This is a genomic window from Bradyrhizobium sp. PUT101, assembly GCF_052043945.1.
GTDB lineage: Bacteria > Pseudomonadota > Alphaproteobacteria > Rhizobiales > Xanthobacteraceae > Bradyrhizobium.
Window position 1 is genome coordinate 3277979 of record NZ_CP197207.1, and the last position, 14412, is coordinate 3292390.

Sequence of the window (14412 nt, forward strand, 5' to 3'; positions counted from 1 at the left end):
CGATGTCCCGCCCTTGCCCCTGATCCCTGCCCCGATCAAGTCCAGAGCTCATGCTGTATTCCGCCACTATCAACGTCATGGTCAAGGCCGCGCGCCGCGCCGGCCGCAGCCTCAAGCGCGATCTCGGCGAGATCGAGCATCTCCAGGTTTCGCTGAAGGGTCCGGCGAATTACGTCTCGCTCGCCGACAAGCGCGCCGAGGAGATCCTCTATCAGGACCTCGCCAAGGCCCGGCCCGGCTACGGCTTCATCGGCGAAGAGGGCGGCACCCGCGAAGGCACCGACAAGAGCCACACCTGGATCGTCGACCCGCTCGACGGCACCACCAACTTCCTGCACGGCATCCCGCAATTCGCGATCTCGATCGGCCTCGCCCGTGAGGGCACCGTGATCGCCGGCGTGATCTACAACCCCGCCAACGACGAGCTCTACATCGCCGAGCGCGGCAAGGGCGCCTTCCTCAACGACCAGCGCCTGCGCGTAGCCGGCCGCCGCCAGCTCAATGAATGCGTGGTGGCTTGCGGCCTGCCTCATATCGGCCGCGGCGACCACGAGGAATTCCGCCGCGAGATGACCGCGATCCAGGATCGCGTCGCGGGCCTGCGCCGCTTCGGCGCCGCCTCCCTCGACCTCGCCTTCGTCGCCGCGGGCCGCCTCGATGGCTATTGGGAGCGCGACCTGCAGCCGTGGGACATTGCCGCCGGCCAGATCATGGTGCGCGAGGCGGGCGGTACGGTGAGTGACATCGACACCCCGGGCGATGCGCTGGTCACCGGGCACGTCGTGTGCGGCAACGAGTTCGTGCACGGGGAGCTGGTCAAGATTTTGCGGAAGGCGGCGTAGCGCCGCAGCTTCTCTATCGTCATTCCGGGGCGCGCCGCTTGGCGCGAACCCGGAATCCATTCACCTGCATCCATTGTAGCTCGATGGATTCTCAGATGCGCAATTGCGCATCATAGCTCGCGCTTCGCACGCCCCGGAATGACGGAATGAACCGTCAGTGGCTCGTGTGCGCCCGCGCCGGGGGCCCGTAGGCCTCATGGTCCTTCGCCGCCTCCGGCTCCCGGTCCCCGCCCAGCACGCGCTGGACCGAGACGAAGAACACCGGCACCATCAAGAGCGCCAGGATCACCACCGCGATCATGCCGCCCATCACGATTGAGCCGAGCGCCTGCTGGCTCGCGCCGCCGGCACCGTGCGCGATCGCCATCGGCAGCACGCCGCAGATGAAGGCGAGGCCGGTCATCAGGATCGGGCGGAAGCGCAGGCGGCAGGCCTCGATGGTGGCTTCCACCAGCGGCTTGCCTTCCTTCCGCAGATCCTTCGCGAACTCGATGATCAGGATCGCGTCCTTCGCGGCGAGGCCGATGATGGTGATCAGGCCGACGGTGAAGTAGACGTCGTTGGGCAGGCCGCGCAGCATGGCGGCGACAACGGCGCCGACGATGCCCAGCGGCACGGTCAGCAGCACCGCGAGCGGAATGGTCCAGCTCTCGTACAGCGCGGCCAGACACAGGAACACCACGAATACCGAGAGCGCCAGCAGGAACGGCGCCTGCGAGCCGGACAATTTTTCCTGGAGCGATTGTCCGGTCCATTCATAGCCGAAGCCGCGCGGCAGCCTGTCGGCAAGCTGCTCCATCTCGGCGATCGCATCGCCCGAGGTGAAGCCGGGTTTCGCTTCGCCGGAGATGCGCACCGCCGGATAATAGTTGAAGCCGGCGATCTGCGTCGGACCGCGTGCCCATTCCACCGTGGCGAAGGACGAGAACGGCACCAATTGGCCGCGGCTGTTCTTGACGTTGTAATTGAGGATGTCCTCGGTCCGCATGCGGTCGCGGGCGTCGGCCTGCACAACGACGCGCTGCATGCGGCCGCGGTTCGGGAAGTCGTTGATGTAGTTCGAGCCGAGATTGGTCGAGATGGTGTTGTTGATGTCCTCGAAGGTGACGCCGAAGGCGCCGGCCTTCTCGCGGTCGATCACGAGATTGACCACGCCCGCCTCGGGCAGACCTTCGATATAGACCTTCTGAAGCACCGGGCTGGCATTGGCCGCCGCGATCAGCTGGTCGGCGGCGCGCATCAAGGCCGGATAGCCCTTCTGGCCGCGATCCTGCAGGCGGAACGAGAAACCGGAGGAGTTACCGAGATTGTCGATCGGCGGCGGCTGCAGCGCCGATATCTTGGCGTCGCGGATCGACGAGCCTAGGTCGCGGTTGACGTCGTTGACGATCGCCGCGGCGGAGTCGTTCGGCCCGCGCTCCGACCAGTCCTTCAGGGTGATGAAGGCCTGCGCGGTGTTCATGCCCTGGCCCGAGAAGCTGAAGCCGGTGAGGAAGGTGACGTCTTTGACGCCCGGCCGTGCGGCAAGATATTTTTCGACCTTCTCGATCACGGCCTCGGTGCGGGCGTAGGACGAATCCGACGGCGTCTGCACGTCGGTGGTGACGAAGCCCTGGTCGTCGACGGGCAGGAAGCCACCGGGCAAATTGACGAAGGCCCAGGACAGACCGACCAGCAACGCGGCATAGACCAGCATCAGGCGCCCGGTGCGCTTCAGCGAGAAGCCGACCGTACCCGCGTAGCGAAATCGCGCGGCCTCCAGCATGTGGTTGAACCGGCTAAACACGAAATTGCTCGAATGACCGTGCCCCTTGGCGACGGGCTTGAGCAGGGTTGCACACAGTGCCGGCGTCAGCGACAGCGCGAGGAAGGCGGAAAAGCCGATCGCGGCGACCATGGTGACGGAGAACTGGCGGTAGATGATGCCGACCGAGCCCGGGAAGAACGCCATCGGCACGAACACCGCCATCAGCACCAGGGTGATGCCGATGATGGCGCCGGTGATCTGCGACATTGCCTTGCGCGTCGCTTCCTTCGGCGGCAGGCCTTCCTCGGCCATGATGCGCTCGACGTTCTCGACCACGACGATGGCGTCGTCGACGAGGATGCCGACCGCGAGCACCATGCCGAACATCGAGAGCATGTTGATGGAGTAGCCGGCGAGCAGCAGCGTGGTGCAGGCCCCCAGAAGCGCCACGGGCACCACGATGGTCGGGATGATGGTATAGCGGATGTTCTGGAGGAACAGGAACATCACGACGAACACCAGGACCACGGCTTCCACCAGCGTCGTCAGCACCTTCTTGATCGAGGCCTCGACCACGGGCGTGATGTTGTAGGGGATCTCGTAGGTGATGTTGGCCGGGAAGAAGCGCGACAGCTCCTTCATCTTCGCTTCGACCGCGCTCGCGGTCGCCAGCGCATTGCCGGTCGGCGACATCAGCACCGACAGACCCGCGGTCGGCTTGCCGTTGAGGCGCGTGTTGAACTGGTAGCTGAGCCCGCCGACCTCGACGCGCGCGACATCGCGCAGGCGCACGGTCGAGCCGTCGGCATTGGCGCGCAGGATGATGGCGCCGAATTCGTCCGGCGAGGAGAGTTGCCCCTTGACCAGCACCAGCGTCGAGGTGCGTTGGCTGGAGGTCGAAGGCTCGGCGCCGATGCTGCCGGAGGCGACCTGCGCGTTCTGCGCGGCGATGGCCTTGTTGACGTCATCGGCGGTCAGCCCATAGCCGACGAGCTTGGCCGGATCGACCCAGACGCGCAAGCTGCGCTCGGTCGAGTACAGTGTGGCGCGGCCGACGCCGGGAATGCGGCGGATCTCACCCAGCACGTTGCGGATCATGAAGTCGCCGAGGCCGACCTCATCCAGGCTGCCGTCGGTCGAGCTCAGCGTGATGATCTGAAGCACCGCGCTGGAGGCTTCCTCGATCAGGATGCCCTGCTGCATCACCGCGCGCGGCAGGCGCGCCTCGACGCGCTTGATGCGGTTCTGGACTTCCACCGAGGCGTCGTTGGTATCGGTGCCCGGCTGGAAATTGGCGATGATCTCGACCTGGCCGAGCGAATCGCTGGTCGATTCGAAATTGAGGATGCCGGAGGCGCCGTTGAGCTCCTCCTCGATCAGCCGCGTGACGCTGTTGTAGAGGTTTTCCGGCGAAGCACCGGGATAGCTGGTCGAGATCGAGATCGAGGGCGGCGCGATGATCGGATATTGCGCGATCGGCAGCAGCGGCACCGCGATCGCGCCGATCAAGCAGATGAACAGCGCAACCACCCAGGCGAAAATCGGCCTGTCGATGAAGAAGCTCGGCATAGCGCGTTACCGCGTGAGCTGCTGGGCGTGCCGGTTGTCCGCGGTCGCTTCGGCCTCGGCCCAGGATTGCGGCTTGACCTTGTCGCCGGCCGCGAACTTCTGGAAGCCTTCGACCACGACCTTGTCACCGGCCTTCAGGCCTTCCGTGACGAACCAGAGTCCGTCCTGCACCGATCCTGTGCGCACCGGCTGGACCACGATGTGGTTGTCGTCCTTGACGACGAACACCTCGCTGCCGCCGCCGCCATTGCGCTGGACCGCCTGCTGCGGCACCGCGATCGCGTCGGAATCGAGACCCTGGTCGATCCGGACCCGGACATACATGCCCGGCAGCAGCTCGCGCCTGGGATTGGGGAACTCGCCGCGCAACGTCACCTGCCCGGTGTTGGCGTCGACCTTGGCGTCGGAGAACAGCAGCTTGCCGTCGAGCGAATAGATGGTGTTGTCGTCGAGCACCAGGCGCACCTTGGCGGCATCGGCCGCGATGCGCTCGAGATCGCCGGTCTCGAAGGCACGGCGGAGCTGGTTGAGTTCGTTCACCGACTGGGTGAAGTCGGCATAGATCGGATCGAGCTGCTGGATGGTGGCGAGATTGGTCTCGTTCTGCACGGCGAGCGCGCCCTCGCTGACCAGCGCCGCACCGACCACGCCGTCGATCGGCGCGCGCACGGTGGCATAGTCGAGATTGAGCTTTGCCCGCGCGAGCTCGGCCTTGCGGCCCTCGACCTCGGCATGGGCCTGGCGTTCGGCCGCGATCGCCTTCTCGTTCTCGGCTTCCGGGGCGGCACGATCCTTGGCGAGGGTGGCGATACGATGCGCCTGCTGTTTGGCCTGCATCAATCCCGCTTCGGCCTTGGCAAGCGCGGCCTCGTTGGCCATCACCTCGACCTCGAACGGACGCGGATCGATGCGGTAGAGCGGATCGCCCGCCTTCACCTCGCTGCCCTGGCGGAACAGACGCTCGACCACGATGCCGGAGACGCGCGGCCGCACGTCGGAGACACGCGTCGGTGCGATTCGGCCCGGCAGTTCGCGCACCACGGCACGCGACTGCGGCTTGACGACGACGATGCTGACGTCAGGCGCGGCCGGCTGGGCGGCGGATATGGCGGAGCTGGATTCGTCGCAAGCACCAAGTAGCGGCGCAAGGGCCGCGAGCATCAATGCAACGCATGCCGATCGCGCGCGAAGTCCTGACATGAAGTGTGGTGCCCCGATGTTGTTGATACTGATCACGCTCCGCGGGCCCGTTCTGGACTCATTTCGTCGCGCGGCCGATACCGTCAAAATAGAATGGACTTGCTGCGACGCAACGCGTGTTGCAGGCGGCTCATTGTCACACGGCCTATCTCATTGACTCTACGTGCCTTTTATCGACTCACCTGATTGTGAGTCGAGTTCCACCGCCGCGTGCTGCGACGGAACACCGCAATCAGTCGGCGGCTTTCATCCGGTAATGGCTGATTCCCCACTCGGTCCCCCCGGCGTAGCCGAACAGGCCGGATGTCGCGAGGAGGAACCGGCGCCAGCGACGCATCCAGAGAGCTGTCTCCTCGCCATAGACCCTGCGCAAGGACGCCTCGACGGCGCCGCGATGCGCATCGAAATTGGCGAGCCAGTCGTTGGCGGTGCGCTGGTAATGCGTACCGCTCCAGCACCATTCCTTCTCGATCGCAAGGATATCGTCGAATTGCCTGACGAGGTGATGGCTCGGCATCAGCCGGCCCGTGAAGACGTGCTGCGCAATCCAGTCGTTGCGATCGAACGGATCGAACAGCTGTGAAGCCGATCGATGGGTGACGACGTGCATGAAGAACCGCCCCTCCGACGCGAGCCATGACCGCACGCGCGTCATCAGCTTGCGCCAGTTCGTCATCTGCCCGAACATCTCGACCGAGACGATGCGGTCGAACTGGCCTTCGGGTGCGAACACGTTCATGTCCGCGGTGACCGCGCGCAGGTTCAGAAGTCCGCGGAGCCGCGCCTCGTCCTCGACATGGGTGCGCTGCGCCTGCGAGTTCGACACCGCCGTCACCTTTGCATGCGGAAACTGCCGCGCCATCCACAGGGACAGCGAGCCCCAGCCGCAACCGAGCTCGAGGATGGTCTGGCCATCGGCAAGACCGGCATGCTCGACGGTCTGGCGCAACGCCTCCTCTTCCGCCTCCTGCAAGGTGGTCGCACCGGTCTTGTAGAAGCAGGAGGAGAATTTGCGGTTGGGGCCGAGCATTTCGGCGAAGAAGGCAGCAGGCGCCTCGTCATGCCCGGCCCCCGCGTCCTCGGCGATCGGCCGCAGCATCATCCGCCCGGCGAAGGCGGCATCGTCGGCGGCGCCCTGCGCGGACAGGCGCGTCGCCGTGCGGGAGCACAAGCGCTGGATCGCGGCACGGATGACCACGTCCGGCAGCGGCACCCGTTCGGCAGTCCCGATGATCGCGGAAACGACGCTCATGCACCTCCCGAATGGCGAACTTCTGCAGATACCTGTTCATCAAAGCGCCGCTTCCGGCCCGGTTCCCCGAGCTGTCCCCGAAATCGGCGCATCCGGCGCTTTTTTTGGGCCGGCGCTGTGCCATAGTGCGCGCCGCAAGCAAGCTTACGTAACGGATGATACCGGCCATGCCGTCTGGCACTTCCCGCTCCACCTTGGATATCGAGTACACCAAACTGTCCTCGCCCAGCGTCTTCCTGGTGCGGATGCTGGTCTTCCTGGTGCTGTGCACGCTGGTTGGCGTGGTGCTCTACAAGCAGATCATCCAGGCCTTCTTCGCCAATCCCGGGCTCAATGCCCTGATCGGGGCAGTGCTGTTCATCGGAATCGTGCTGGCCTTCCGCCAGGTCATCCGGCTCTACCCCGAAGTCTCCTGGGTCAACAATTTCCGCATCGCCGATCCGGGCCTGGCACCGGCCCGGCACCCGAAGCTGCTGGCGCCGATGGCGGCGATCCTCGGCGGCGAGCGCTCCGGGCGGATGACCATCACCCAGACCACGATGCGGCATCTGCTCGATTCGATCGCGACGCGGCTGGACGAGGCCCGCGACATCTCGCGCTACATGACCGGCCTGCTGGTCTTCCTCGGCCTGCTCGGCACCTTCTGGGGCCTGATCGAGACGGTCGGCTCGGTCGGCAAGGTGATCGACGGGCTCAAGGTCGGCGGCGATGCCGGCTCGCTGTTCGACACGCTCAAGGAGGGCCTCGCCGCCCCGCTCGGCGGCATGGGGATCTCGTTCTCCAGCTCGCTGTTCGGCCTCGCCGGCTCCCTGATCCTCGGCTTCCTCGACCTGCAATCGAGCCAGGCGCAGAACCGCTTCTACACCGACCTCGAAGACTGGCTCGCCACCACCGTGCGCGAATATGGCAACGGCGAAGCGCCCGTTGCGGCAGGCGGCGGCGTCGCCAGCGGCGAGCTCCAGGCCGCGGTCGAACGGCTGCGCTCCGTGTTCGAGGAAGGCAGCGCCAGCCGCGGCACCACGGCGGCGATGGCGAGCCTTGCCGAAGCGATCCAGGCGCTGGTCTCGCACATGCGCACCGAGCAGCAGATGATCCGCGAATGGGCCGACGGCCAGGGCGAGCAGAACCGCGAGATCCGGCGCCTGCTGGAGCGCATCGCGCGACAGCCGGAGAAGAGTTAGGCGCTCGCGCGCCCCGGACGCGGCGCAGCGCGGAAGCGGGGCGTCGCAGGCCGGGGTCCGGAGACGGGAAATGGGTCCCGGCTCTGCGCAGCAGCGTTGCACGCTGCAGCGCGTCCGGGACACAAGGGAAACGGAGACGTAAATGGCTCTAGCGCGCGGCCGCCGCAGCGAAGGCGCTTTCAACTACTGGCCCGGCTTCGTCGACGCGCTGTCGACGCTGGTGCTGTCGATCGTGTTCCTGCTGTCGGTGTTTCTGGTCGTGCAGTTCTTCCTGTCGCAGGAGGTCACCGGCAAGGACAAGGCGCTGGAGCAGCTCAACGCCAAGATCGCCCAGCTCAACGAGCTCCTGTCGCTGGAAAAGCTCGGCAAGCTCAGCCTCGACGACCAGGTCTCGCAATTGAAGGCGGGCCTCGCCTCGGCCGAGTCCGAGCGCGACCGCATCAAGGGTCTCTATGACGGCCTTGCTGCCGCCGGCAACGACGCGCAAGGCAAGACCACCGAGCTCGGCAAGGCGCTGGACTCGGAGAAGGCTGTCTCTGCGCGGGCCCTGGCGCAGATCGAGGTGTTGAACCAGCAGATCAGCGCGCTGCGCCGGCAATTGGCGGCGCTGGAAGAGGCGCTGGATGCCAGCGAGAAGCGCGACAAGGAATCGCAGAACCGGATCGCCGATCTGGGTTCTCGCCTGAATGTTGCCCTGGCGCAGCGCGTGCAGGAATTGTCGCGCTACCGCTCCGAATTCTTCGGCCGCCTGCGCGCCATCCTCGGCAACCGCCCCGACATCCGCATCGTCGGCGACCGCTTCGTGTTCCAGTCCGAAGTGTTCTTCGATACCGGCCAGGCGACGCTGCTGCCCGAGGGCCGCGCCGAGCTCGACACGCTGGCGACTGCGCTGATCGAGCTCGACAAGAAGATCCCGAACGAGATTCCCTGGGTGCTCCGCGTCGACGGCCATACCGACGTGCGTCCGGTCAACGGCCCGAACTTCAAGTCGAACTGGGACCTGTCCGCGGCCCGCTCGATCTCGGTGGTGCAATATCTGATCTCGCTCGGCGTGCCCGCCCAGCGCCTCGTCGCGGCCGGCTTCGGCGAATTCCAGCCGCTCGATCCCGCCAACACCGAGGAGGCCTACAAGCGCAACCGGCGCATCGAGCTGAAGCTGACGGAGCGGTAGTGAGCGCGCTCCACCTTCGCCCCTACCGACCCGAGGACGAAGCCGCTGCGATCGAGCTCTGGCATCGCACCTGGCAGCAGGCCTATCCGCAGATCGACTTCGCGGACCGGCTGAACTGGTGGCGCGAGCGCTGGCGCAAGGATCTGGTGCCGAAGGCCTCGATCGTGGTGGCGGAGCAGGACGGTGCGCTGACCGGTTTCGTCACGATCGATGGCGAAGGCTATCTCGACCAGCTCGTGGTCGATCCGGAGCACTGGGGCTCGGATGCCGCGCGGCGGCTGGTGGACGAGGCCAAGCGCCTGTCGCCGACAGGCATCACGCTGCTCGTCAACAAGGACAATGCCCGCGCCATCCGCTTCTACGAGCGCAACGGCTTTGCCCATGCCGGCGACGACGTGAACCCGACCTCGGGCCGGCCGGTGCTGAAGATGGAATGGAAGCCGTAGGAGTTCGCTCCAGCACCGTCCCGGCCTTCGCCGGGACGACACCGCGAATTGGGCGGCCTGTCCATGTGGCCCACCTCACGCCCCCTCGAACTGCAACCGCGCCAGCCTCGCATAAAGTCCGTTCGCCGCCACGAGCTCGGCATGCGTGCCCTGCTCGACGATCCGGCCCTGGTCCATCACCAGGATGCGGTCGCAGGAGAGCACGGTTGCGAGGCGATGCGCGATCACGAGCGTGGTGCGGTGGCGCATCAGCTCTTCCAGCGCGGTCTGCACCAGCGTCTCGCTTTCCGCGTCGAGCGCGGAGGTAGCCTCGTCCAGCAGCAGCAGCGGCGCATCGCGCAGGATGGCGCGCGCGATCGCGATGCGCTGGCGCTGGCCGCCGGAGAGCGTCACGCCGCGCTCGCCGAGCGCGGTCTCGAAACCTTCGGGCAGGCGGCGGATGAACTCGGCGGCATGCGCCAGCTCGGCGGCGCGCTCGACCTCGGCATCGGTCGCATCGGGCCGGCCGAAGCGGATGTTCTCGCGGGCCGTCGCGGCGAACACCACCGAGTCCTGCGGCACCAGCGCGATGCGGGCGCGAAAATCGCGCGGGTCCGCGGATTTGACCGGCACGCCGTCGAGCGAGATCGTCCCGCTACGCGGGTCGTAGAAGCGCAGCAAGAGATGAAAGATCGTGCTCTTGCCGGCGCCGGATGGGCCGACGATCGCGACCTTCTCGCCGGGGCGCACGGTGAACGACACGGCGTCGAGCACCTTGACGTCGGACCGCGCCGGATAGGCGAAGCTGACCTGATCGAAGCCGACCTCGCCGCGCGCCGGCACCGGCAGCGCCCGCGGCACCGCGGGCGCGGTGATCTCGGGCTTCACGTGCAGGATCTCGAACAGGCGCTCGGCCGCGCCCGAGGCCGCCGAGACCTCGCCCCAGACCTCGCTGAGCTGGCCGAGGCCCGCCGCGGCGAACACGGCATAAAGCACGAACTGACCGAGCCGGCCCGGCGTAATCGCGCCGGAGAGCACATCATGCGAGCCGATCCAGAGGATGGCGACCACGCTTGCGAACACGATGAAGATGATGATGGCCGTGAGCACGGCGCGGGCCTGGGTCGAGGTTCGGGCGGCTTCATAGGCCTGCTCGACCTCGCCGCCGAAACGCTTCTCGGCAAATTGCTCGCTGGTATAGGCCTGCACGGTGCGGATCGCGCCGACCAGCTCGCCGGCATAGGCCGAGGCTTCTGCGAGCGTGTCCTGCGCATTGCGCGACAGGCGCCGCACCCAGCGCCCGAAGGCCACCAGCGGCAGCACGATCAAGGGAATGGCCAGCAGCACGAAGCCGGAGAGCTTGGGGCTCGTGATCACCATCATCGCCGCGGCGCCCAGAAACATCATCATGTTGCGCAGCGCGATCGAGACGGAGGCGCCGACGGCCGATTTGAGCTGGGTGGTGTCCGCGGTGAGCCGCGAGATCAGCTCGCCGCTGCGGGCGGAATCGAAGAAGGCGGGGGAGAGCGAGAGCAGATGGGCGAAGACGTCGCGCCTGAGGTCGGCGACGATGCGTTCGCCGATCGTCATCACGAGGTAGTAGCGCGCCGCGCTCGCGAGCGCGAGCACCGCGACCACCGCGAGCATCACCGAGAAGTAGCTGTTGATCAGCTCGATGCCCTCGGGCGTCAGGCCGAAATCGATCATCCTGCGCACCGCGATCGGCACCAGCAGCGTCGTCAGCGCGGCGATCGTCAGCGCGACGAAAGCCAGCGCCGCCCGGCCGCGATAGCGGCCCACATAGGGCGCGAGCGCGAGCAGCGGCCGCAGCTTGGCGCGGCCCTTGGCGGGCTCTTCGATCAGCTCGGCCTCGATCGACGGAATATCCGCGGCGTTCATTGCGGGCCGATTGATATGCTGGTCATCAAGCCGTTCCACTGCGCTCATGATATCCGACCCATTGTATTGGCTTGCTCCCAATAGGCCGGTGTAGGGGTAGTGGCAAATCCGGGAAGTCCCTTAGGGGTAAGCCCGCTCACCAGCCCGGCATGGCTTGTTTTGCCGGGTTTCGTGCGGTATAGAGCCGCCCAAATCCGTCATTCGCTAGCCACCCAAGAAGGCGCCGGAGCGCCGAGGAATTGCCATGAAAGCCGAAATTCATCCGGATTATCATACGATTAAGGTCGTCATGACCGACGGAACCGAGTACCTGACGCGCTCGACCTGGGGCAAGGAAGGCGACACGCTGAACCTCGATATCGACCCGAAGTCGCACCCGGCCTGGACCGGCGGCTCCACGCAGATCATGGACCGCGGCGGCCGCGTCTCGCGCTTCCAGAAGAAGTTTTCGGGCTTTCTCAAAAAGGATTGAGCCGGCCACAAGGCTGAGACGCAAAACGCCCCCGACAGACCGGGGGCGTTTTTGTTTGTGGGGCGCTGTCATTCCGGGGCGCGACAAAGTCGCGAGCCCGGAATCCATAGCCACGATCGGGAGTATGGATTCCGGGCCCGCGCCAAGAGGCGCGTCCCGGAATGACGACCGAGATTGTTGATAGACCCTACCGCTCGAACGCCGCCTTCAGCGCATTGAGGTGCGGCACCAGCGGGTTGCCGATCGCCACGTGCTCGGCCGGCGGAGTGTGGATCGTGCTGTCGAGGCGGCGCACGCGGGTCTGCAGACTCATCGAGCGATGGATCAGTTCCTGGAGTTGCGCGGGCAGCTTCTCGATGGTGTCGGCGGGACCGGGATCGGCGGCGGTGAGCTTGACCTTGGTCTTCTCGCGGTTGGCCTGGCTCAGCGTCATCTCGCCCTCCTTCACCGCGCGGTGCAGCAGCAGCCAGGAAGCAAGCTGCATCAGACGCGTGGTGAGGCGCATGCTCTCGGTCGCATAGGAGAGGCTGACGGCGCGATCGAGTGCCTTGGCCTCGACGCGGCCGGCGCCGTCGAGATAGGCGGCGGTCTCTTCGACGAGGTCCATGCCTTCACGGAACAGAACGCCGAACGCCGCAGAATTGGTGAACCGCTCGCTGAGCTGAACGAGAGCGCCTTCGGCCTGCAAACGTTCCATGGTTAACGCCCCTTACGCAACTGTCTGACTGTCCGGCTTGGCGCCGGCTTATGATGAACAAATCATTGCGCGCTGGGAGCGCCGAGTCCAGTGACAAGCGCGGATATGGTTTCCGCGCGTCATTCCCCGGAATGCAACTGGGCGGATATTCCTGTTTCGGCGCGTCTTCTCGACGCGAACCGGCATACGCTCCGCTCGAAACCGCTTTGCGCAAAAAAAGAGCCGCCGGAGACCGGCGGCTTTGAAAGTTGATAACAGGGAGGCGTCAAACAGAGTGGACAGGAGCCACTCGGTGTCCAAACGAGGACAGTTCCAGTCATAAACCCGAAAGCTTAATCGACCGTAAACGAGCTAATTTTTTGAGAGTTCGTTAGCCATGTCGGCCAGCGGCCGAGTGGGGTGCGGAACAAGAGTTGGCGGTCACCCAACTCAGCGACACACTCCGCCGTCATCCCGGACAAGCGGAGCGCAGATCCGGGATCCAGCCACCGTCGGATGTGGTGACGGGGACTCGGAGTTGCCGGCCTCGCGCAACGACCTCGTCCTGGGAGTATGGATCCCGGATCTGCGCGCGCTTGAGGCGCGCTTGTCCGGGACGACCGCCGTTGATGTGGCTGGCTACTTCTTGAAAAAGTGATCCGCCGCATCGCGCGAGGCGCGCTTCTTGGTGGCGGCTTCCTCCAGTCTCGCGATCTCGGTCTTGAGCAGCGCGACGCGCTCGGTAAGTTCCTCGACCGACAACAGTGAAAGATCCTGGCCGATCTCGTGCGTGATCTTCTTGCGCGGGCGGTCGTCGTCTTCCATCGCCATCCTCGTTCCTCCTGCGTTCGCGCGGACCACAATGCCGAGGCGGTTGCCAGCTTGGACCGCGCTGGCTAAGCAAGGGTCTCGTTGCATCCCGCACCTTTGCTCAAGGACACATCATGGACAAGCTGCCCGCGCAAATGACCGTGATCGCCATCTCCAAGCCCGGCGGACCGGAGGTGCTGGTGCCGGAACAGCGCGCGCTGCCGCAGCCCGGCCCGGACGAGATCCTGGTCAAGGTCGAGGCCGCGGGCGTGAACCGGCCCGACATCGCGCAGCGTTCCGGCGCCTATCCGCCGCCGCCCGGCGCCAGCGACCTGCCGGGCCTCGAGATCGCCGGTGAGGTGGTGGCGGTCGGCAGCAATGCCAAGCGGCACAAGATCGGCGACAAGGTGATGTCGCTGGTCGCCGGCGGCGGCTATGCGCAGTATTGCATCGCCCAGGATGCCCAGGCGATGAGCGTGCCGCCGGCCTTGTCGATCAAGGAAGCCGGCGCGCTGCCGGAAACCCTGATGACGGTCTGGCACAACGTGTTCGAGCGCGGGGGCCTCAAGGCCGGCGAGACGCTGCTGATCCATGGCGGCTCCTCCGGCATCGGCACCATGGCGATCCAGCTTGCGAAAGCATTCGGTGCAAAGGTGTTCGTCACGGTGGGATCGCAGGACAAGATCGATGCCTGCCTCAAGCTGGGCGCCGATCGCGCCATCAATTACAAGACCGAAGACTTCGTCGCCGTGGTCAAGGCCGAGACCAACAACCTTGGCGTCAACCTGATCCTGGACATGGTCGCCGGCGACTATGTCGACCGCAACTATGATGCCGCGGCGGTCGACGGCCGCATCGTCCAGATCGCGACCCTTAACGGCCCCAAGGTCAGCGTCAACATCGCCAAGGTGATGGTCAAGCGCCTGACCCATACCGGCTCGACGCTGCGCCCCCGTACTAATGCGGACAAGGCGGCGATGGTGGCCGCGATCGAGGCAAAAGTGATGCCGCTTCTGCGCGAAGGCCGCATCAAGCCGGTGATGGACAGCACTTTCCCGCTGGAAAAGGCGGCCGACGCCCACCGGCGCATGGAAACGAGCGCACATATTGGCAAAATTGTGTTGGAGGCCTAGGCCGCCGGCCCACAGGCCAAGCCGGAAACCCTTTG

12 protein-coding genes are annotated in these 14412 nt (G+C 65.8%); 6 read left to right on the top strand and 6 right to left on the bottom strand.

All coding sequences use genetic code 11. From position 1 onward, the window contains the following. Positions 1 to 50: 50 nt before the first annotated feature. Positions 51 to 842: an inositol monophosphatase family protein gene (locus ACSHT2_RS16130; RefSeq protein WP_440642422.1), complete on the top strand. Its 792-nt coding sequence runs from the start codon at positions 51 to 53 to the stop codon at positions 840 to 842. Positions 843 to 996: 154 nt separating this feature from the next. Here the strand turns inward: ACSHT2_RS16130 and ACSHT2_RS16135 are convergent, their stop codons facing one another. The 3 genes from ACSHT2_RS16135 to ACSHT2_RS16145 form a co-directional block, all read right to left on the bottom strand. Beyond that, a complete protein-coding gene (locus ACSHT2_RS16135) occupies positions 997 to 4158 on the bottom strand; it encodes a multidrug efflux RND transporter permease subunit (protein WP_440642423.1) in 3162 nt (1053 codons plus the stop codon). A 6-nt stretch (positions 4159 to 4164) separates the two neighbouring features. Further along, complete coding sequence (locus ACSHT2_RS16140) at positions 4165 to 5358, bottom strand: efflux RND transporter periplasmic adaptor subunit (protein WP_440642424.1); 1194 nt, start codon at positions 5356 to 5358, stop codon at positions 4165 to 4167. 232 nt (positions 5359 to 5590) lie between these two features. Beyond that, the gene (locus ACSHT2_RS16145) at positions 5591 to 6610 is read right to left on the bottom strand and encodes an SAM-dependent methyltransferase (RefSeq protein ID WP_440642425.1); all 1020 of its coding nucleotides are present in this window, start codon (positions 6608 to 6610) and stop codon (positions 5591 to 5593) included. A gap of 167 nt (positions 6611 to 6777) precedes the next feature. On the opposite strand from ACSHT2_RS16145, the gene ACSHT2_RS16150 reads away from it, so the two are divergent. The 3 genes from ACSHT2_RS16150 (at position 6778) to ACSHT2_RS16160 (ending at position 9408) form a co-directional block, all read left to right on the top strand. After that, positions 6778 to 7791 carry a flagellar motor protein MotA gene (locus ACSHT2_RS16150; RefSeq protein WP_199751374.1) on the top strand — a complete coding sequence of 338 codons (1014 nt, stop codon included), beginning with the start codon at positions 6778 to 6780 and terminating at the stop codon, positions 7789 to 7791. 142 nt (positions 7792 to 7933) lie between these two features. Beyond that, positions 7934 to 8962, top strand: coding sequence for a peptidoglycan -binding protein (locus ACSHT2_RS16155; protein ID WP_440642426.1), 1029 nt, complete (start codon positions 7934 to 7936; stop codon positions 8960 to 8962). After that, positions 8962 to 9408 (top strand): GNAT family N-acetyltransferase, encoded by a 447-nt coding sequence (locus tag ACSHT2_RS16160; protein ID WP_440642427.1) that lies wholly within the window; start codon positions 8962 to 8964, stop codon positions 9406 to 9408. Before ACSHT2_RS16155 ends, ACSHT2_RS16160 begins: the two co-directional genes overlap by 1 nt. Before the next feature lie 75 nt (positions 9409 to 9483). On the opposite strand, the gene ACSHT2_RS16165 is transcribed toward ACSHT2_RS16160, so the two are convergent. Further along, complete coding sequence (locus tag ACSHT2_RS16165; protein ID WP_440642428.1) at positions 9484 to 11334, bottom strand: ABC transporter ATP-binding protein/permease; 1851 nt, start codon at positions 11332 to 11334, stop codon at positions 9484 to 9486. A gap of 196 nt (positions 11335 to 11530) precedes the next feature. Here ACSHT2_RS16165 and rpmE point away from each other — a divergent pair, with 196 nt between their 5' ends. After that, positions 11531 to 11758, top strand: coding sequence for a 50S ribosomal protein L31 (gene rpmE / locus ACSHT2_RS16170; RefSeq protein ID WP_028182497.1), 228 nt, complete (start codon positions 11531 to 11533; stop codon positions 11756 to 11758). A 187-nt stretch (positions 11759 to 11945) separates the two neighbouring features. Here rpmE and rcdA read toward each other — a convergent pair whose 3' ends face one another. After that, entirely contained in the window at positions 11946 to 12455 is a 510-nt protein-coding gene (gene rcdA, locus ACSHT2_RS16175; RefSeq protein WP_440642429.1) for a protease adaptor protein RcdA, read from the bottom strand. Positions 12456 to 13073: 618 nt separating this feature from the next. Further along, positions 13074 to 13265: a DUF1192 domain-containing protein gene (locus tag ACSHT2_RS16180; protein WP_440642430.1), complete on the bottom strand. Its 192-nt coding sequence runs from the start codon at positions 13263 to 13265 to the stop codon at positions 13074 to 13076. A gap of 113 nt (positions 13266 to 13378) precedes the next feature. On the opposite strand from ACSHT2_RS16180, the gene ACSHT2_RS16185 reads away from it, so the two are divergent. Then, entirely contained in the window at positions 13379 to 14377 is a 999-nt protein-coding gene (locus ACSHT2_RS16185) for an NAD(P)H-quinone oxidoreductase (protein ID WP_440642431.1), read from the top strand. Positions 14378 to 14412: the final 35 nt, after the last annotated feature.

Bases quoted from the DNA above. Each gene is read 5' to 3' on its own strand.
- ACSHT2_RS16130 (WP_440642422.1), top strand. From the start codon at position 51: ATGCTGTATTCCGCCACTATCAACGTCATGGTCAAGGCCGCGCGCCGC.
- ACSHT2_RS16135 (WP_440642423.1), bottom strand. From the start codon at position 4,158: ATGCCGAGCTTCTTCATCGACAGGCCGATTTTCGCCTGGGTGGTTGCG.
- ACSHT2_RS16140 (WP_440642424.1), bottom strand. From the start codon at position 5,358: ATGTCAGGACTTCGCGCGCGATCGGCATGCGTTGCATTGATGCTCGCG.
- ACSHT2_RS16145 (WP_440642425.1), bottom strand. From the start codon at position 6,610: ATGAGCGTCGTTTCCGCGATCATCGGGACTGCCGAACGGGTGCCGCTG.
- ACSHT2_RS16150 (WP_199751374.1), top strand. From the start codon at position 6,778: ATGCCGTCTGGCACTTCCCGCTCCACCTTGGATATCGAGTACACCAAA.
- ACSHT2_RS16155 (WP_440642426.1), top strand. From the start codon at position 7,934: ATGGCTCTAGCGCGCGGCCGCCGCAGCGAAGGCGCTTTCAACTACTGG.
- ACSHT2_RS16165 (WP_440642428.1), bottom strand. From the start codon at position 11,334: ATGAGCGCAGTGGAACGGCTTGATGACCAGCATATCAATCGGCCCGCA.
- rpmE (WP_028182497.1), top strand. From the start codon at position 11,531: ATGAAAGCCGAAATTCATCCGGATTATCATACGATTAAGGTCGTCATG.
- rcdA (WP_440642429.1), bottom strand. From the start codon at position 12,455: ATGGAACGTTTGCAGGCCGAAGGCGCTCTCGTTCAGCTCAGCGAGCGG.
- ACSHT2_RS16180 (WP_440642430.1), bottom strand. From the start codon at position 13,265: ATGGCGATGGAAGACGACGACCGCCCGCGCAAGAAGATCACGCACGAG.
- ACSHT2_RS16185 (WP_440642431.1), top strand. From the start codon at position 13,379: ATGGACAAGCTGCCCGCGCAAATGACCGTGATCGCCATCTCCAAGCCC.